The organism is Candidatus Syntrophosphaera sp., from assembly GCA_019429425.1.
GTDB lineage: Bacteria > Cloacimonadota > Cloacimonadia > Cloacimonadales > Cloacimonadaceae > Syntrophosphaera.
Map to the genome: position 1 here is coordinate 1 of JAHYIU010000041.1, position 20,926 is coordinate 20,926.

Annotated in this window: 5 protein-coding genes; 1 reads left to right on the plus strand and 4 read right to left on the minus strand. The window is 56.4% G+C overall.

Annotation, left to right across the window (positions count from 1 at the left end; genetic code table 11):
• Positions 1–439 precede the first annotated feature (439 nt).
• The 3 genes from K0B87_05675 to K0B87_05685 form a co-directional block, all read right to left on the minus strand.
• On the minus strand, positions 440–4,819 hold the full coding sequence (locus tag K0B87_05675; protein MBW6514228.1) for a hypothetical protein: 4,380 nt from the start codon (positions 4,817–4,819) through the stop codon (positions 440–442).
• A gap of 512 nt (positions 4,820–5,331) precedes the next feature.
• Complete coding sequence (locus tag K0B87_05680) at positions 5,332–10,557, minus strand: hypothetical protein (protein ID MBW6514229.1); 5,226 nt, start codon at positions 10,555–10,557, stop codon at positions 5,332–5,334.
• A 392-nt stretch (positions 10,558–10,949) separates the two neighbouring features.
• Positions 10,950–16,184 carry a hypothetical protein gene (locus tag K0B87_05685; protein MBW6514230.1) on the minus strand — a complete coding sequence of 1,745 codons (5,235 nt, stop codon included), beginning with the start codon at positions 16,182–16,184 and terminating at the stop codon, positions 10,950–10,952.
• A 541-nt stretch (positions 16,185–16,725) separates the two neighbouring features.
• Between K0B87_05685 and K0B87_05690 the strand changes: the two genes are divergently transcribed.
• Entirely contained in the window at positions 16,726–18,399 is a 1,674-nt protein-coding gene (locus tag K0B87_05690) for an SBBP repeat-containing protein (GenBank protein MBW6514231.1), read from the plus strand.
• Positions 18,400–18,666: 267 nt separating this feature from the next.
• Here K0B87_05690 and K0B87_05695 read toward each other — a convergent pair.
• A partial coding sequence (locus tag K0B87_05695) for a right-handed parallel beta-helix repeat-containing protein (protein ID MBW6514232.1) occupies positions 18,667–20,926 on the minus strand: 2,260 nt, incomplete at its 5' end.

The following is a 20,926-nucleotide window of genomic DNA, read 5'->3' on the forward strand; positions in this document are numbered from 1 at the left end:
GCCTGCTCCGCTTTCAGGAATACTTCCTGCAACGATTGGTCTTTTGGTCGTGGCATCTCGCCTCCAGTATTTAGATTTTGGAGACAAGATAATCACTATATATGATTTGTCAACATGGAATTTGTATAAGTCCGTAGTGAGTCCGTATTGACAGCGTATTGATATCGGGAGCCAGCCAGAACTTCGAAAACTTTAATGAAAGGTTCTGATGTAAACATTGTGGATCAGGTTTTCATCCCGCGACTTGGAGGGGTGGCAAATTCCACTCCGCCGCCAAGCCCGCGGGGTTTTTCAATAGAGGAATCGGTCAGGCCGTTTTATGTGAATATTGCCACCTGCCTGAATGTCCAAACCGGCCGGGATCTGTTGGCGCTGCAGCGGATCGCCGGCCGGCTTGGACTTGTATCAACCTGGTTTCGGGCTCAGGCGGCCCCAGTTATCAGGGAACCACGGCCGTGACGCGGTAGAAATAGATATCGCCGGGCACGATCTGGGACCAGGTGTTACTGGTGGTTGTGCCCACCAGGGTGAAGGCCCCGTCAGGCGCGGTGCTGCGATAGATCTTGAATCCGGTGGTCATCAGGGGATAGCTCCAGTCGAGCTGGATCCTGTTGGTCGCCGGGATGTAGCTGATGGCCAGATCGGCAATGGGCGGAACGCCGGTTCCCTCCCACCAGATGAGGTTGTGGCTGTCCTGTTCGAAGGCCGGGCCGCCAAAGGGGCCGCTCCAGCCGGCGAACATGACGCTGCCCTGGTTCGCGGTCTTGGAGACGTTGTAGGCCCCGCCCCAGGTGTTGGTGGGGAAATAGGCTCCGTCGATGGTGAAATTCTGGGCGTTGTTGATGGTCAGCAACCTGCCGCCGCTGGCGCCGTTTCTGAAGGTGCAATTGTTGAGCCGGTTGGTGGTGTGGACGAAGGCGCCGTCTTTGATGTTGACCCCGGAACCGTCCATGTATTCGAAGATGGTGTGGGCGGCGGAGATGGTGCCATTGCTCTCGAGGTTGAGGGCATAGTTCCCCGAAACGTGGCGGGTTATGGTGGCGGCCTGGGCCGCGGTGCCGATCGTTTCCAGGGTCCCGCCGGTGTAGACGGTCAGGCTTTTGCCGTTTGCGAGGCGCAGCGAGGATCCCGCGCCCAGCTTCAACACCCCAAGCATCTGCACGTTGCCGGTGCTGATGACTGTCTGTTCGTTGACATCCAGCGTTCCGTTGATGATGTTGATCAATCCGGCGTTTAGGCTGGTCAAGGTTCCGGCCAGGGTCACCACGTTGGCGGCCGCGACGGTCAGGCCATCCTTGACGGTGCAGGCGTTGAGGGTGAGATTGTTGGCGCGCACGATGGGGATGACGCTACCGTCGCGGCGGGTGATGAACTCCGGCCCTTTCTCCTCGCGGGAGGAGCTTTTATTGATTTGCAGATTCCAGAACCAACTGTTGGGATGCTGGGTCAGATAGGTGTCCGCCGAGCCGGTCAGTTCGACCATTCCGCCCGTGGGTTGGAAGTTGCCACGGTTGTCATGCCAGCAGCCGTTGGCCCGGATGGACCCGCCGCTGATGTCGAAACTGACATCGTTGCTGGTTCCGATATAGATCCCGCGGTCCTTGACGTTGAACTGCCCGCTGCTCATTTGGAAGGTGACGTTTCCATTGTAGCCGATCCAGCAGTCGTCCATTCCGCCCCAGAGGTTGATGACACCGGCGTTCAAAAGGTACACCGACCCATTGAGGTCGATGTAGCTGGCGGAATCCTGATGGATGTCCAGAACAGCCATGTTCACGACATAGGTGCCATACAGCCCGTTCTGGGTGAGGTCGCTGACGGTGACCTGGCTCTGGGTATAGCAGCGCAGGCGTCCGCCTCCCGTGTAGGACTCGATGGTGGAAACGTTGGTTCCATAGAATGACAGATAGCCGTCGGAGCTGGAGTTGAGGACTGTCGCCAGGTCGGCAGCGGCGTTGAAATTCACAAATCTTCCAGTACCGACGGTCAGGGTCCCGCTGATGGTTGTGGGACCATTGAAGTTGAGGGTGCTACCCGAGGTCTTGGTTACGTCATGGAAGTGGTTGTTGCCCTCAACCGTTTGTAATCCAATAACGAATGCGACGGTCCCATTCCCATGATTGAAGGCGGCGGCGGTTGCTTTGGCCCAGCTGCTTGTGATAGTCGTGTTCTCCGGCGCGGTGAAGGTCCCCGTCTGCAGATTGAGATCATGGATGTACAGGGGCCCCATTCCCGTGATCGTATTGGCCCGGGTCAGAGGGACGCGGTTGCCTTGGCGGTCAGTTTCCCAATCCGAAAAGCCCGCTTCAGGCTCTCCGTCGCGCGAGGCAGCTTTGTTGATGATAACGGTCCGCAGGAAACTGCCGCTGGTATTTTCCAGCAAGGAATCCAGGCTGCCGTAGAGTTCGATGGTTCCGCCCGCGGGCTGAAAGTCGTTTCTTTGCACGCGGAAAGCCCGGGCGGTGCGGATCGTGCCGCCGGTGATGTCGTGGTCGAAGGCAAAGGAGGCGGAAATCGTTATACCCTGGTTCTTGTAATCGAGGACGCCGCCGCTCATGGTCAGCGTGGCCGGGCTGGAATAGGAGAATACAGCCATGGTGCTGCCGCCATGGATGTTGAAGGTCCCGCCGCTGATGGTGAGGTCGGCATTCAGGTCAACCCAGGAACCCGTGCTTGTTCCCTGATGGTAGTTGATGGTGCCGGAAGTCAGGTTGATGACGCCGTAGATCCCGTTATCCACCAGGTCGAGGGCGGTGAAGGTGCCTCCCGTGACATACAGCGCCCCCTGGGTCCAGTCATAGGAGTTGCAGGTCAGGCTTCTGGCGGATTGGACATACAACCTGTTGGTGTTGGAGCTTTTGTTCAATTCCAGCTCGTTGAAGGTCTCATTCGCGTAGATATAGCTGGTTATGTTGCCGTCAAAGACCACTTTTCCGCTGCCGGGGTTGAAGGTGGTGCCCGCGCTGCGGCTCCAGTTCCTCCTTACTGTCATCAGGTCCGGGGCGTTGAAGGTGCCGGCCTGGATGCTAAAGGTATAATTGACTTTGACCGGTCCGCTGGCTGTGACGGTGTTGGCCCGGGTCAGGAGTCGTTGGCTGCCGTCGCGCAGGGTTTCCCATTCCGGTTGCCCGTGTTCCGGTTCCTCCCGCATGGCGGATTTATTGATCGTCAGGTTGTGAAAATTGCTGCCGGCCGTATTGAGCAAAGAGGCGTCCGCGCTGCCGTAGAGTTCGATGGTACCGCCGCTGGGATTAAAATCGTTGCGATAGACGCGGAAGCTCCTTGAGGTGCGGATCGTGCCGCTGGTGATGTTGTGGTTGAATACATAATGGATTTCTATGGACTCGTCATGAAAGTCCAAAACTCCACCGCTCATGTTCAGGGTGGCGGTACTGAGATAGGAGAAATAGCTCGGACTGTTCCCGCCCATCACGTTGAAAGTGCCGCCGCTGATGGTGAGGTTGGCATTCAGGTCAATCCAGGATGCGTCATCCTGATGGTAGTTGATGGTCCCGGAACTAAGGGTGATGGTGCCGAAGATCCCGGGATCGGCCAGATCCAGCGCGGTGAAGGTCCCTCCCGTCACCGAATAGGCGCCCTGGGTCCAGTCATAGGAGGCGCAGGTGACATTTGACCCCGAGGGGATCAGCATCGCGCCGCCGCTCTTGTCCAACTCCAGGATGGCGAAGGTCTCCGTCCCGATGGTCTGGTTCGCGGTGCCGGTCAAGGTCACCCGCGAAGAGTATGAGCCGCTGCCTTGGGCAAAATTATCCGGCCCGGCATTGTTGGTCCAATTGCCGCGCAAGGTGATGTTGTAGGCTATGGTTACCAATATTGGCGGCCAGCCTCCCGTGGTGTAGGAGTACAGAGGCGTCAAGATCCCGCTCTGGATGGAGAGATTCCGCACATTTATGTTGGAACGCAATCTTACGTAAGCCCCGGCATCCTTGAGAACCACAACGTTGTGTAAATAGTTGTCTGGCTCCAGCCAGATCCTTGAATCCGTGTTACCGGTAAAGGCCAGGGCGCCGGCGTTGAAATTGACGATCCCGGAGGCGCCCACGGCAATATCGCCCTTCAGGTAGGTGTATCCGCTATAGGGATGATAAAGAGCGCTGCCGACCTCCACATTGATATTGCCGTTGATGGTCAGATCGTGGGTGGAGACGTTGCTGATGCTGGCAAAACTGCCTGCCGACTTGGCAGACCACAGGTGGTTGATCGTGGTGCTGCTCCGGGTGCGGATGGAGGAATTGCCGGCGGCCCAAAATGCCAGGTTGCCGTTGGCCATGTTCACATTCGATCCCGCGTTGAACTCCACATTCAACTGCACCCGGATCCAGGCATCGGCGGTGATATTCGTGCTGGAGCCGCTTTCAAAGAACAGTGATTGGTTGACCTGCAGATTGGCGGAACTGGAGGTCATGGCCAGGAGGCCGTGGTTGGTGAAATTGGTGTGCACCGTCAGTTGATCGGTGCTGATGGTGATGCTGGCGCCGCTGTTCACCGTCAGGGAATAACAGACCGCGGTGCCGGACACCACTGGATAACGGGTCAAGGAACCCGGGACTACGACAGTTTCGGAACTGGTGGGAACATGATTCAGGCTCCAGTTCGAGGATGAATGCCAGTTCGTGCTCACCATCCCGGTCCAGGTGTTGGTTTGCCTTTGAAGTTGGGAACCATCTCCGGTCTCCGCGGCAAAATTCTCGCCGCTGTCATATCCGGGTGGGCTCAGATCAGAGGACTGGCTGGATGCCATTACCCCGCTCAGGGCAACAAAACTCAAGATCATTGCCAAGATCGCTATCGCCTTCATGACTGCTCCTTTGACCCTGCTTTAAGCATGCCGGTTGTTAGAACTATATCTTTCCCAATTTGACTCTGAAACCACAATGGCGGCCACCAAAACTGTGTCAAGAAAAATAGTGGCTATTTAACTTATACATTTTGACGGTGAGCGATATTTGGCAAGGGACAAAAGCGCCTGTTAAAAAAGACTTTCCACCAATGCTTATGGTTCTTGATTGGGCGGGAAGCATTCGTTTGCCGCCTAACAACCTGATAAAAATTGGACTTAATATATTAACAGGTCAGCGATATGACCTGTTGCTCCGATATTGATTTGATGCCAAACTTATCAGAAGTCCCGCGCTCCTGGGGCAGGTTTCCGGAAGAGCCGCGACCCTGGATATGTTCCGTTTTCCGAGCATAGCTGTGCATTTCTCCCCAGCCATTGCCGCGCCACCTCCAGGGAGAAATGGTCACCCGAAAAAAGGGGGACCCGCGGATCGCGGGCCCCCACAGCTCTTGTTGCGGGTCCGGCCTCGTCTATTCGAGCACGGCCGTCACGCGGTAGAAGTATCTTTCTCCCGCCGCCGTATCGGTGTACTGGTGCAGGGTGGTGGTGTGCAGCAGGTTTTCCGGGCCGGGTGTGAAGAAGGGATCGCTGCTGCGATAGATGTTGAAGGAAACTCCGGGCGGGTCGTCGTGCTGCCAGACCAGGACAGGGTTTTGCGAGCCATCCAGGTAGAACTGGGTGATCGTGACGGGGTTGAGGCCGGCCTCGCCGGTCCAGGTGATGTTGACGGGCCCGAAGGCGTTGTTTGAGTAATCGGCTTCGCTGAAGTTGTTGTCCGGATTGATCCTGAGCCAGGAATTCCACAGGCCAAGGGTTCCCGGATCGTTGTTCGTAACTTCAAACGACACGGTACGCGGCACGGAAGGCAGCACCAAGCTCATCTGCGTCTGCTGGTCTCCCTGCTGCCCGGAGACCGGGGCCTGGGGCAGGTCGTAATAGGCACGCAGCACGATTCCATCCGCCGCCTGCAAACCGTCGTTGAGGATGATAACCCGCAGGAAGCGGGTTTCGCCCAGTTCAGCAGTGGGTTCATTCCACCAGGCGTCCAGGATCCTCAGGTCGCTCACGTAGGTGGGCTGGCTCCAGAAGACCTTGCCATAAGGATCACATTCATTGGCCTCTCCGGCGAAAAGTCCCGTGGCACCGGCAAAATTGACACAGCCCCGGTTGTTCATCTTGTAGACGTTGTAGGCGCTGCCCCAGGTGTTGGAGGGAAAGTCCACATTCAAAAGGCCAAGGTTCTGGGTGTTGTTGATGGTCAGCAGGCTGCCGTCCGGATGGCCGTATCTGAACCGGCAGTTCAGGAACTGGTTATCCCCCTGCACTTGGGAGCCAAGTTTCAGATAGAGGCCCTGGATGCCCATCTTTTCGAAGGTCGTGTGCTTGGCTTCGATCAAGCCGCCGTTTTGCACATAGAAATCGTAGTAGCCCGTGGAACTGGTAACCCATGCAGACTGGTCGTAGATTCCCGTGCTTTTCCATTTTCCGCCCATGTTTATGCTGATGTATTTGGCGTCGTCCATATGGAGTTGGGAACCGGGACCCATGTAAAAAATCGTATCTGCGTTGATGTCTATGTGGCCGTGGCAGTGCAGGGTCTGATCGTCCAGGTCCAGAGAGGCTCTTTCCAGGATGATATTGCCGTTGACGACCAAATCCCGTGCCAACACACTCCGCTCGTTCAAGTCGAGAACCAGGTTGTGAAACCAGTTGCTATCGTCCAAAAAATTTATGTTCTGATGATAGATTAAATCGTTGTTCCTCAAGATAACTGTTCCGTCAGAAGGTTGGAACACGTTGGAGGCTGAGGCCAGCAGATTTCGGCATATGATGGTTCCGCCGCTGATGTCTGTTTGCGCGCCGCTGATAAAGATCAGGATGTAAGGCTCCATGTCCAGGGTGCCGGAAGTCAGCTCCAGGATGCCAGAAAAGTTTATCTGCATGCTGCCGACTTGCTGGTCGCAAAGGAAGGTCCCGTTGTTGGTGATGGACAGTTTCGAGCTTGCGGTGAAGCTTGGCCTGCCGTGAACGGTCGTGGTGCTCTCTCCGTTCATGTCCAGCCAGCCATCAAGGTACAGTTCGCCATCCACCTCCAGGCCGGACTCATAGGTGATGAGCCTGGATCCCGCGTTAACCCTCAGTTCTCCGGAAAGCAGAACACTCAGGTTGTTGTATTGGTTGGGATCGATGCGAACCTCGGTTGGCACGGAAGGAGAGCCGATGATCAGGTTTCCCAGCCGGAGATCCATGGTTCCGGATATCCAGGGAGAAACAAGCACGTGCTCCGAGCTGTTTTCCAGCCTGACGTCGACGGTGGAGGGCAGGTCGATATTCGCGTCGGAGGTGAAGCGCAAGCCCGTGTGCACCAGCAGCGTGCCGGCAGTGAAAGCGGCGGTTGAGCCAGTGACCCAGTAAATGCTGCTGCATTCGATCACGGCGGCGGAGTTAGTCATTTCAACAAAGGCGTTTGAAACGTTAAAAAGCCCTTCGACGTTCAGATGCACCGCCCCTTGAAGTTTCAGGCCTCCTCCCAGGATCGTGAGACCCCCGGTAATGATGTTGCCATTTAAATAACTGATAATGACCTTATAGGGATCGGATTTATTGATCCAGACGTTGCGGAGGCTGCAACCTGTCGACATATTCAAGTGCTGGTCAATATCTTCTTCAAACCTGGTTACATGACTGCCGGAGGCAACATTCGGACGCCCCACCCACAGAGCGCTTTTAACAAAGAGTATGCCCCCACTGAGGTTGACTGTGGTATTGTCCAAGCTTTCAAACCATAAAGCGTGGTGGACATGGATCTGTCCCCCGGTCTGGATGACGCTGTTTCCACTGGCGGTAGGCCAATACATGTAGAGATTCGGTATACCACCGGAGACGTTCAGAACTCCGCCGGAGACGCTCAGCCGGCCATTCAGATGGAAGTCTGAATCCGTGTCCTGATGCAGGTTGATGGTCCCGTCTGTCAGCAGGTAGTTGCCGTTCAGTTCCTGACCTGGGAAATCCAGGGCGGTGAAGCTGCCGCCACTCACCTGCAGCCAGCCGGAGTTCCAGAGATAGCTGGCACAGGTCACTTCGCTGCCGGCGGGGAACCCCAGATAGCCGTTATCCGGGTGTTTGGCCAGTTCCAGGACGTTGAAGGTTTCGCCGTGGCAATTGCTGATGGAATCGGTGTAAAAGATCACCGTGCCAGTCCCTTCCACAAAGGCGTCCGGGCCCACAGTGTTGTTCCAACTGCCGCCAACCCTCAGATTCGGCGGGGCGATGAACCAGCCGTTGTAGATGGAGAAATTGCCACGCAGGGTGATGTTGGTGGCGCAGGTTACGGTTCTGGCCCTGGTCGTCTCGATCCTTTCTCCCTCGCGGTTGGTGCGGACCCAGCTCTGATCAGCATCCTCATCGCGGCTGGCGGTCTTATTGATGTTCAGGTGTTCCAAACGGGAGTTAGGGGCTATGGAGATAGTGGCATCGGCGCTGCCATAGAGTTCTACTATACCACCGTAGGGAGTGAAATCCTGGCGCAGGATGGTCAGGCTGCCGGGGATCTTGATGGTGCCGCCGGTGATGTAGCAATTGAAGTTGAGAGGGATATTGGAGATCATGACGTCATGGTCGTGAAACTGGAGCAGGCCGTCGCTCATGATCAGGCTGGTGTCGTTGCCCCAGGGGAACCATGATTCGGCCAAGCCGCCATGCAGGTGCAGCTCGCCGCCGCTGATGTTCAGATTGCCCTTGAGGTCCAGATAGTTGTTCGGGTCCTGATAAATATGGACCGTTCCCGCGCTGATTTCGAGGTTGCCCTCGATCCCCAGGCCGTAGAGGTCCTGCGCGGTGAAGCTGCCGCCGGTCACAGACAGGGTGCCGGCCAGCCATCTGTAACTGCCGCAGGTGACGGTGCTCCCGGCTGGGAAAGACATGGTGCCGGTTTTGTTCAACTGCAGCATCCCGAAATTGGTGGTTCCGCTCACATAGTGGTTCCCGCTGCCGTTGAAGGTCACCGTGCCGCCCGGAACAAAGGCCGACGCGCCGGCGTAATTGATCCAGTTTCCGGCCACATTCAGGTAGGTGGAGCTTTGCAGGGTGCCGGTCAGCAGGTGGAGGTGGCCGGTAAGGGTCAGGTCGCTTAGGCAGGCCAGCGCTCCGGTCCCTTTTTGCACCTGCAGGCCGGGCAGGGTGGAGGTCGAGGAGGCCAGCAGCCAGGTGGTCGTATTGCCGTAAAACCGCACTATTCCGCCGTTGAAGCTGAAGTTGTTCCGGGACAGGTTTAGCGAACCCACGGTCCTGATCGAGCTGTTGACGCCCATGGTGACGCTAAGGACAAAGGAATTGTTGGGTATGGCGATGCCGCGGTCCTTGAAATCCAGGATGCCTTCGGAATCGATGGTCACCGAGGTGTTGGCCGCGTTGGCCCAGCTCGAATCGTTGTTTCCGCCGTAGACGTTGAAGGTGCCGTTGATGGTCAGGTTGCCGTTCAGGTTGATCGAGGCGCCGGGATTATGGAGGTCGACCGTGCTGCCGTAGGCAACGCTCCAATTGCCGCGGATGCCTGTGGTGAGCAGGCTGGAGACGGTGAAGGTGGCGCCGTTGATGACCTCGATGCCGCCAGAGACCCAGGAATAGGCTTCGCAGCTGGCATTGGCGTTAATCTTCAGGTTGCCGGAAGGTTTGTCGACCCACAGGCTGGCAAATTCCTCCGGGAACACGCAGATCTGGTCGCCCGTGCCGTTGAAGGTGACCCGGGTCCAACTGTGCAGAAAGGCCGCGGGGCCCACCGTGTTGCGCCAGTCGCCACCAATCGTGAGGTATTTCTGGTTGGCGTCCAGGATCCCGCTTTCCAGGCGCAGAGTGCCTTTCACAGTAACGTTGGTCAGCAGGGTCACGGAAGTTTCGGGCTGCAGGGTCAGGTTGCGGACATAGGCGTTGGTGCAGGGCAGTTGGATGTCCTGCTCGTCACCCTGCATCACCAGAGTGCCGCTGTTGAAGCGCACCCCAGTGGTCATCGTCCCGTAGTTGTGGTCCCAGAGATCGCCCTTGAGGTTGGTGCTGCCGGTGTAGTAATGGTAGGCGTTGCTGCCTTCGTTGACGATGAAATGGCCGTTGATGGTCAAAGCCTGGGTGGAACTGGAACTGAAGGCCAGCGCCGCTCCTCCGGTCTTGGCCACGGTCACGGTGTTGAGTTGGGTGGCGGCGCTGTGGTTTTCCAGATAGCTCCAGGTCGTGCCCGGAAAATTGAGGTAGCCCATGGTCATGACCACGTTGGAGCCACTGGCGAAAGTAATGTGGCTCCGGCAGTTGATGGTTGCCGACGCGTTGGTGATGTTGGCTGTGGAACCGCTTGCCCAGGTCAGGGTCCCATACACGGTCAGCTGCCCGTTGGCACTGGTCATGCGCAGTTCGCCATTGTTGGTCATGGCGCCGTTCACGGTGAGGTGGTTGCTGCTCACCGTCACCCGGGCTCCGGATTGGATGGTCAGGTTGGTGCAGACTCCCGCGTTGAACATAGTGGAGGGATAACCGGCCAAACCACTGGGAATGATCACGTCGTCGGAGGCGGTGGGCACTCCGGGCGGGTTCCAGTTGGCGGCGCGGCCCCAGTCCATGATAGTGTCCGCGCCAGTCCAGGTTTTGGTTTCCGCAGCCAGGCTCATGGCCAGCAGCAGAACGGCAAGGGTCAATAGCAAAGCTTTCATTGTTGCTCCTTGTTCTATGTTTTTTTATGGTTTTCAGGTAAGGTGCCGGACGCTTGAGGGCAGCGGCAGAACACTTTCGAACTATTGGAACCCGGAGCATAATGTTGTCTGAAACAAGACAGGGACTCCCGGCGCGGTGAACCTGGTTATCAGGCCCGTCCTTAACAAACTTCCAAATCTAAATTTAGCACGATAAAAGATCAATGCATACTTTATCGGTATGAGTGCGCGGCAGTGCATTTTTGTAAGATTACGCAACGCAATTACCTGTTTGTGGTCTCTTTAGATGATGTCAAGAATTTTCTGCGGCAGGGGGGTGGGGTCACTCCGCCGGAGCAGAAAAAAGGGGAGGCGCAAAAAGCGCTTCCCCGCTTATCTTGTTTTCGAATAAACTACGGTCCATCCACGAATGCCGTGACCCGGTAGAAGTATCTTTCTCCAGCCGCCGTATCGGTGTACTGGTGCAGGGTGGTGGTGTGCAGCAGGTTTTCCGGGCCGGGTGTGAAGAAGGGGTCCGTGCTGCGGTAGATGTTGAAGGAGACTCCGGGCGGATCGTCGTGCTGCCAGACCAGGACAGGGTTTTGCGAGCCGTCCAGGTAGAACTGGGTGATCGTGACGGGATTGAGGCCGGCCTCGCCGGTCCAGGTGATGTTGACGGGCCCGAAGGCGTTGTTTGAGTAATCGGCTTCGCTGAAGTTGTTGTCCGGATTGATCATGAGCCAGGAATTCCACAGGCCCAGGGTTCCCGGATCGTTGTTCGTAACTTCAAACGACACGGTACGCGGCACGGAAGGCAGCATCAAGCTCACCAGCATCTGCTGGTCTCCCGGCTGCCCGGAGAACGGGGCCTGGGGCAGGTCGTAATAGGCCCGCAGCAAGATCGCATCCGCCGTATGATAACCGTCGTTGAGGACGGTGACAACCAGGTTGCGGGTTTCGCCCAGTTCGGCCGTGGGTTCATCCCACCAGGCTTCCAGGATCCTCAGGTCGCTCTCGTAGGTGGGCTGGCTCCAGAAGACCTTGCCATAAAGATCACATTCATTGGCCTCTCCGGCGAAAAGTCCCGTGGCACCGGCAAAATTGACACAGCCCAGGTTGTTCATCTTGTAGACGTTGTAGGCGCTGCCCGAGGTGTTGAAGGGAAAGTCCACATTCAAAAGGCCAAGGTTCTGGACGTTGTTGATGCTCAGCAGGCTGCCGTCCGGATGGCCGTATCTGAACCGGCAGTTCAGGAACTGGTTATCCCCCTGCACTTGGGAGCCAAGTTTCAGATAGAGGCCCTGGATGCCCATCTTTTCGAAGGTCGTGTGCTTGGCTTCGATCAAGCCGCCGTTTTGCACATAGAAATCGTAGTAGCCCGTGGAACTGGTAACCCATGCAGACTGGTCGTAGATTCCCGTGCTTTTCCATTTTCCGCCCATGTTTATGCTGATGTATTTGGCGTCGTCCATATGGAGTTGGGAACCGGGACCCATGTAAAAAATCGTATCTGCGTTGATGTCTATGTGGCCGTGGCAGTGCAGGGTCTGATCGTCCAGGTCCAGAGAGGCTCTTTCCAGGATGATATTGCCGTTGACGACCAAATCCCGTGCCAACACACTCCGCTCGTTCAAGTCGAGAACCAGGTTGTGAAACCAGTTGCTATCGTCCAAAAAATTTATGTTCTGATGATAGATTAAATCGTTGTTCCTCAAGATAACTGTTCCGTCAGAAGGTTGGAACACGTTGGAGGCTGAGGCCAGCAGATTTCGGCATATGATGGTTCCGCCGCTGATGTCTGTTTGCGCGCCGCTGATAAAGATCAGGATGTAAGGCTCCATGTCCAGGGTGCCGGAAGTCAGCTCCAGGATGCCAGAAAAGTTTATCTGCATGCTGCCGACTTGCTGGTCGCAAAGGAAGGTCCCGTTGTTGGTGATGGACAGTTTCGAGCTTGCGGTGAAGCTTGGCCTGCCGTGAACGGTCGTGGTGCTCTCTCCGTTCATGTCCAGCCAGCCATCAAGGTACAGTTCGCCATCCACCTCCAGGCCGGACTCATAGGTGATGAGCCTGGATCCCGCGTTAACCCTCAGTTCTCCGGAAAGCAGAACACTCAGGTTGTTGTATTGGTTGGGATCGATGCGAACCTCGGTTGGCACGGAAGGAGAGCCGATGATCAGGTTTCCCAGCCGGAGATCCATGGTTCCGGATATCCAGGGAGAAACAAGCACGTGCTCCGAGCTGTTTTCCAGCCTGACGTCGACGGTGGAGGGCAGGTCGATATTCGCGTCGGAGGTGAAGCGCAAGCCCGTGTGCACCAGCAGCGTGCCGGCAGTGAAAGCGGCGGTTGAGCCAGTGACCCAGTAAATGCTGCTGCATTCGATCACGGCGGCGGAGTTAGTCATTTCAACAAAGGCGTTTGAAACGTTAAAAAGCCCTTCGACGTTCAGATGCACCGCCCCTTGAAGTTTCAGGCCTCCTCCCAGGATCGTGAGACCCCCGGTAATGATGTTGCCATTTAAATAACTGATAATGACCTTATAGGGATCGGATTTATTGATCCAGACGTTGCGGAGGCTGCAACCTGTCGACATATTCAAGTGCTGGTCAATATCTTCTTCAAACCTGGTTACATGACTGCCGGAGGCAACATTCGGACGCCCCACCCACAGAGCGCTTTTAACAAAGAGTATGCCCCCACTGAGGTTGACTGTGGTATTGTCCAAGCTTTCAAACCATAAAGCGTGGTGGACATGGATCTGTCCCCCGGTCTGGATGACGCTGTTTCCACTGGCGGTAGGCCAATACATGTAGAGATTCGGTATACCACCGGAGACGTTCAGAACTCCGCCGGAGACGCTCAGCCGGCCATTCAGATGGAAGTCTGAATCCGTGTCCTGATGCAGGTTGATGGTCCCGTCTGTCAGCAGGTAGTTGCCGTTCAGTTCCTGACCTGGGAAATCCAGGGCGGTGAAGCTGCCGCCACTCACCTGCAGCCAGCCGGAGTTCCAGAGATAGCTGGCACAGGTCACTTCGCTGCCGGCGGGGAACCCCAGATAGCCGTTATCCGGGTGTTTGGCCAGTTCCAGGACGTTGAAGGTTTCGCCGTGGCAATTGCTGATGGAATCGGTGTAAAAGATCACCGTGCCAGTCCCTTCCACAAAGGCGTCCGGGCCCACAGTGTTGTTCCAACTGCCGCCAACCCTCAGATTCGGCGGGGCGATGAACCAGCCGTTGTAGATGGAGAAATTGCCACGCAGGGTGATGTTGGTGGCGCAGGTTACGGTTCTGGCCCTGGTCGTCTCGATCCTTTCTCCCTCGCGGTTGGTGCGGACCCAGCTCTGATCAGCATCCTCATCGCGGCTGGCGGTCTTATTGATGTTCAGGTGTTCCAAACGGGAGTTAGGGGCTATGGAGATAGTGGCATCGGCGCTGCCATAGAGTTCTACTATACCACCGTAGGGAGTGAAATCCTGGCGCAGGATGGTCAGGCTGCCGGGGATCTTGATGGTGCCGCCGGTGATGTAGCAATTGAAGTTGAGAGGGATATTGGAGATCATGACGTCATGGTCGTGAAACTGGAGCAGGCCGTCGCTCATGATCAGGCTGGTGTCGTTGCCCCAGGGGAACCATGATTCGGCCAAGCCGCCATGCAGGTGCAGCTCGCCGCCGCTGATGTTCAGATTGCCCTTGAGGTCCAGATAGTTGTTCGGGTCCTGATAAATATGGACCGTTCCCGCGCTGATTTCGAGGTTGCCCTCGATCCCCAGGCCGTAGAGGTCCTGCGCGGTGAAGCTGCCGCCGGTCACAGACAGGGTGCCGGCCAGCCATCTGTAACTGCCGCAGGTGACGGTGCTCCCGGCTGGGAAAGACATGGTGCCGGTTTTGTTCAACTGCAGCATCCCGAAATTGGTGGTTCCGCTCACATAGTGGTTCCCGCTGCCGTTGAAGGTCACCGTGCCGCCCGGAACAAAGGCCGACGCGCCGGCGTAATTGATCCAGTTTCCGGCCACATTCAGGTAGGTGGAGCTTTGCAGGGTGCCGGTCAGCAGGTGGAGGTGGCCCGTCAGGGTCAGGTCGCTTAGGCAGGCCAGCGCTCCGGTCCCTTTTTGCACCTGCAGGCCGGGCAGGGTGGAGGTCGAGGAGGCCAGCAGCCAGGTGGTCGTGTCTCCGTAAAACCGCACTATTCCGCCGTTGAAGCTGAAGTTGTTCCGGGACAGGTTTAGCGAACCCACGGTCCTGATCGAGCTGTTGACGCCCATGGTGACGCTCAGGGTAAAGGAATTGTTGGGTATGGCGATGCCGCGGTCCTTGAAATCCAGGATGCCTTCAGAATCGATGGTCACCGAGGTGTTGGCCGCGTTGGCCCAGCTCGAATCGTTGTTTCCGCCGTAGACGTTGAAAGTGCCGTTGATGGTCAGGTTGCCGTTCAGGTTGATCGAAGCGCCGGGATTATGGAGGTCGACCGTGCTACCGTAGGCAACGCTCCAATTGCCGCGGATGCCTGTGGTGAGCAGGCTGGAGACGGTGAAGGTGGCGCCGTTGACAACTTCGACTCCGCCGGAGACCCAGGCATAGGATTCGCAACTGACGTTCGCGTTGATCTTCAGGTTGCCGGATGGCTTGTCCACCCAGAGGGAGGCAAATTCCTCCTCAGACAGGCACCACTGGTCGCCCTCGCCGTTGAAGGTGACCCGGGTCCCACTGTGCGCAAAACGTTCCGGATACGTACTCTCCCAGTCGCCGGCAATGGTGATGTTTTTCTGGTTGCCGTTCAGGCTGCCGAAGCCTAAGTACAGATTGCCGCGCAGGGTCAGATCGGTGAGCAGGGTGACAGAAGCGTTCCATACTATTCTCAGGTTGTTGAGATAGGCATTGCTGCCTGGCAGCGATATGTTCTGCTGGAAACCTTGCATTAACAGTGTACCGCTGTTAAAGCGCACCCCCGTGGTCATCGCCCCGTAGTTGTGGTCTATCAGATCACCCATCAGGCTGGTCCCGCCAGAGAAGTAATGATAGGCGTTGCTGCCTTCGTTGACGATGAAATCGCCGTATATCATCACATTGGAACTCGCTAAGGAGTTGGCACTGAAGGCCAGCGCCGCTCCTCCTGTCTTGGACACGGTCACGTTGTTGAGTTCGGGATAGAAGCCGTGGTTTTCCAGATAACTCCAGGTGCTGCCCGTAAAATTGAGATTGCCCATGGCCATGACCACGTTGGAGCCGCTGGCAAAGGTCACGTGGCTGCGCAGATTGAGGGTGGCCGACTGGTTGGTGATGGTGGCAAAGGAACCGCTTCCCCAGGTCAGGGTCCCATACACGGTGAGCTGCCCGTTGGCACTGGTCATGCGCAGTTCGCCGCTGTTGGTCATGGCGCCGTTTACGGTCAGGTGGTTGCTGCTCACCGTCACCCGGGCCCCGGATTGGATGGTCAGGTTGTTGCAGACTCCCGCGTTGAACATGGTGGAGGGATAACCGGTCAAACCGCTGGGAATGATCACGTCGTCAGAGGCGGTGGGCACTCCGGGCGGGTTCCAGTTGGCGGCGCGGCCCCAGTCCATGATAGTGTCCGCGCCAGTCCAGGTCTTCGTTTCCGCAGCCAGGCTCATGGCCAGCAGCAGAACGGCAAGGGTCAATAGCAAAGCTTTCATTGTTGCTCCTTGTTCTATGTTTTTTTATGGTTTTCAGGTAAGGTGCCGCACGCTTGAGGGCAGCGGCAGAATAATTTCGAACGGTTGGAACCCGGAGCAAGAAATTGCCTCAAACAAGACACGGACTCCCGGAGCGGTGAACCTGGTTATCAGGCCCGTCCTTAACAAACTTCCAAATCTAAATTTAGCACGATAAAAGATCAATGCATACCTTATCGGTATGAGTGCGGGGCAGTGCATTTTTGTAAGATTACGCCACGCAATTACCTGTTTGTGGTCTCTTCAGATGATGTCAAGCATTTTCTGCTGAAGGTAGAGAACTATTTTCCGGGAATCTATCGGCCGGGTTTGGCATACTCCAAGAAATGGTCCAAAATGGTTGCCATCAAGCTAAGGGCATTACGCTTGGATTCCTTTCAATCCAGCCCTGATATGTGGCGTGCCTCTCAACGGACACAGCATAAAGGCATTTATTCCTTGACAGATGATTACTAAAACCAATTATGTCATTTGTTATTTTAATATCTTTAGGGGAGGAACAATGCACCATTTGAAAGGAATTTTACTTAGCGTTGCCCTGATCTGCTGTGCAACCCTTCTTTCAGCTCAAGCACCTGATTGGCTTTGGGTTGAAAGCACCGGCAGCACTGAATATGATGTGGGATATGGCGTCTCCACCGATTCCGCGGGAAACAGCTATGTCATTGGCTATTTTGAGGAAAGCGTCACTTTTGGCGACCTCACCCTCACTTCAGCCGGCAGCAGTGACATCTTCGTGGCCAAGCTTGGCCCAAGTGGAAACTGGATCTGGGCCAGACGCGCCGGTGGACTGATGCCGGATTTTGGCTATGGCATAAGCACCGACAACACTGGCAACTCTTACATTACCGGCTATTTCATGTTCACTGCCGATTTCGGCGCCACCACTCTGACCAGCGACTCCTTCTCGGCCGATATTTTCGTCGCCAAGCTGGACGCGGACGGAAACTGGCTCTGGGCAAAACGCGCTGGCGGGTCTTTGCTTGACCATGGTTACGGCATAACCCACGACAGCAATGGAAACTGTTACCTCACCGGTTTTTTTATGGGAACCGCCGATTTTGGCTCCCTATCCCTGGTCAGCAGTGGATACCGGGATGTGTTTGTCGCCAAGCTGGATACGAGCGGCGAATGGATCTGGGCTGAAAGTGCCGGCGGGCCCAACGATGAAACTGGCTATGGCATCGCCACCGACGGCGGCGGAAATTGCTTCGTTACCGGCGGTTTCGCTGATACTGCCCAGTTTGGCTCCATAAGTCTCACTGCCAACGGTTCCACGGGCGATATCTTCGTTGCCGGTCTGAACGCGGGAGGCAATTGGATCTGGGCCAATCGCGCCGGAGAATCTGGTTCTCCCGATGTCTATGGGGATTATGGCTATGGCATAGCCAGCGACAGCAACGGAAATTGCTATGTGACCGGCATCTTTTACGGACCGGCCGATTTTGGGAACACAAATCTCACTGGAGGCGGTAGCGGCAGCATCTTCGCTGCCAAATTGGGTGCTGCCGGAAACTGGCTCTGGGCAACGGATGCGGTCGGAAACTACAGTGGCGATGGATTTGGCATCTGTGTTGATGACAATGGAAACAGCTTTGTAACCGGCGGATTTGGTGGTACGGCCGAATTTGGGGCTACCAACCTGACCCATTACGGCAGCATAGATATCTTTGTTGCCAAGCTGAGTGCCGGCGGAAACTGGATCTGGGCTGTTCAGGCCGGAGGATCCAGCAGTGAATGGGCCCAAGCGATCGCGCTCGACAATGCCGGAAACAGCTTTGTGACAGGTCATTTCTGGAATACAGCGGATTTTGGTTCCACTGAGGTCACCAGCAGCGGCGAAGGCGATATCTTTATCGCCAAACTTTCCCCGGGCGGAGTGGAGGTCGAAGATGAACTCGCTCCCGGAATAACGGGGCTTTCCTCTTTGCACAACGCCTATCCCAATCCCTTCCGCAAAGGTGAGGCGGCCATAATAAAAACCCGGATCGCCAGCCGCGAAACCGGACTGCTCACGGTCCACAACCTGCGTGGACAGTTGGTTGCCAGCCACACCCTTGCTTCTGGATATCATCAGATCAGCCTCGACAGCCGCGGCCTGCCCTCCGGGATCTATCTGTACCGCCTGCAAACCGACTCTGTGAACGAGGTCAGGAAACTGGTCCTGATCAAATAGCTGGCTTATTCTTCAGAAAAAAAGCTCACTTTCAAACTGAGTGGGTCGGTTTAAAACCGGTTTTCATTCGCTTGCAGTTTCATTTTCAGGACGGGCCATCCTCCCATGACGGCGTTAATCACTTGTCTATCCACTGTCTATCACTTGTTTATTATAGACAAGTGATAGACAGTGGATAGACAAGTGATAGGCAGCTTGAAAAGAGGGTGACCCGTGAAAAAGCTTGCCATAGAAGCAAAATGGCCTGAAGGCGAAAGGGAAGACCTTTTACTTGAGCAGCACCGTCCTGCGGGTCTGGACCTGTTCCCCGTCCAGCAGGAGTTTGAGGAAATAGATCCCGGAGGAGCAGAGGCTGCCCTTGGCGTCGCGGAGGTCCCAGCGCCAGGAAAGGTCGCCCGGCGAGGAAAGCGGGATGCTGCGCACCAATTGCCCGCGCAGGTTATGAATGTCGATCCGGCCTTCCAAGGCTTTGCCGCTTTTGATCATCACCTCGAGGCCCCCGTCCCGGGAAAGCGAGGCGGGGTTGGGCTGGATGGAAAGCGCAGGAGGCGTCGCGGCCGGGTCGTTTGCGGATACCCAGGTCACCCAAACCCCGTTGGTGGGGGCGCTTTCATTGGTTCCGTCATAGGCCCGCACCGTGAATTGGTAGCTGTCATGAAAGAAGAATTCATCCGTATGCCAGTACTGCTGTGAAAAGGGCACTTCGGCGTAAAGCTGGTCAAAATTGTAGATCCGGTAAGTGGTCCAGTCGTGGATCCCGTCATCCATCGGAGCTTGCCAGTAAAGGGTCAGGGAGCTGGGATTGTTCAGATAGTGCTCCACAAAGTCCACGCAGAGGTTGGTGGGCTGATATGCCGGCGGGATGGGATGGTATTCCCACCAGATGTTTTCCTGCAGGTAGGGGTCTCCGGCGTTGGTGCTGATATCCTCGGCCCGCCAGACAAAGCCGTCCGCATAATGGTAGAGCCGCCTGATGTCCGGGGTGAGCATCCGGATGGAGATTGTCTGCAAAGTCGAGGCATCGGTCTGGAAGATTAGGTCATGAACCTGCTTGGGGCCGTTCCCCGCCACGGGGGCGTCGTCGGTGACCTTCTTGCAGCGGAACACAGACTGGCGCGATGTTCCGGCGTCATCCAGGATCTCGGTGCGTATCCAGGCGTCGTTATGGCCGATGTCCGAGATCTTGTCCCAGGTGGTCCCGTCGGGCAGGTTGAAGATGAGGTTGCCATCCGGGTGATAGCGTTCGTGGCGCCGGATGAAGAGATAATCCCCCTCTTCGTAGAGCCAGTTGATGTATTCCCAACGATAGACGAAGAATCTGTTGCGGATCGGAAAGCAGACGCGCGAGCCGATCAGTTCTGAGGGCCCTGATTCCTGATAGCGGGGCGGCAGGACGTCCTCGATCCCGATCAAGCCCAGATCCACGGGCACAAAATCCCCCGGGGCGAAGCTGGACGGCTGAGAAAGCCCGCCCGCAGCGCCGTAGAGGGTGCGTGCCGTCCCCGCCACGTCTGCCAAAGCAACCACATGGAACGGCTCGGACAAGGGCAGGGAGAAATCGAACTGCTGGTCGGGGGCGATGGGGAATTCGAACAGGATGTCACCCGTATCCGCGCCCACAAACTGGATCCGGTGGTTGGCCAGGGCCAGGCCGCCATAGTAGGCCACGCTGCCAATGACCGAGGTATCCAACTGCCCTGTCAGGAAGGGCTCAAAATCCACCAGGGGCAGGGCCGGATTGTCGTTCTGGTCGTTGATCCCGAGTGCGATCTCGGCCGGATCGTTGGTGCCCCAATAGTTGTTCTCCGCCCTGATGATGATATTGGGATTGGTGTAGGAATAGGTGTAGACGCTGTGGAGGGTGTTGGTGCCGTCGATGTTGGCGTAGATCTGGTTTTCCCCCTGCGCCCAGGCATGGTATATATCCAGGTTTCCCAGGCAGGGCTGGGCGTTGTCGCCGATGTAGAATCCGGTGTAGTTGCCATGGATCTCGTTGCGCTCAAAATATGGCTGGCTGGTCGCTCCTGCAACCATCACGCCCGCCCCGGAATTGGCATCACCCGGAATGAAATTGTGGCGGATGACGTTGTCCGCCACATAGCCGGAGGAATTCAGCAGATAGATCCCCGTTAAGTTGTATTCGATGAGGTTGTTCAGAATCTCTGGCTGGATAGCGTTCACGCCCAAAATGTCCCAGGCGGTGATGCCCTGCTTGAAGTTGTGGTGGATGTGGTTATACTGGATGAGGGGACTGCAGGAGCCGCCGGCAGACTGGTTTCCGAGCTGGATCGCGCCCCGGTATTGCGGCCCGGTGCCATTGTAGCGGATCTCGTTGTGCTCAATGATTCCGTTGGAGTTTTGGGAGACCAGGATGCCGTTGTGGGTGCTGTATTCGATCAGGTTATAGTCCACAGTCACGGTGGCGGGATTGGCGCTGCCGATGCCGTAAAGCTGGATACCCTTCTCATTGAGGTTGAAGCGGTTGTAGGAGATATTGGCCGGTGAATTGATGGAATTGATCCCATAG

Excerpts from the sequence above, each read along its gene's own strand:
- K0B87_05675 (MBW6514228.1), bottom strand. The coding sequence starts at position 4,819 with ATGAAGGCGATAGCGATCTTGGCAATGATCTTGAGTTTTGTTGCCCTG.
- K0B87_05685 (MBW6514230.1), bottom strand. The coding sequence starts at position 16,184 with ATGAAAGCTTTGCTATTGACCCTTGCCGTTCTGCTGCTGGCCATGAGC.
- K0B87_05690 (MBW6514231.1), top strand. The coding sequence starts at position 16,726 with ATGCACCATTTGAAAGGAATTTTACTTAGCGTTGCCCTGATCTGCTGT.
- K0B87_05680 (MBW6514229.1), bottom strand. The coding sequence starts at position 10,557 with ATGAAAGCTTTGCTATTGACCCTTGCCGTTCTGCTGCTGGCCATGAGC.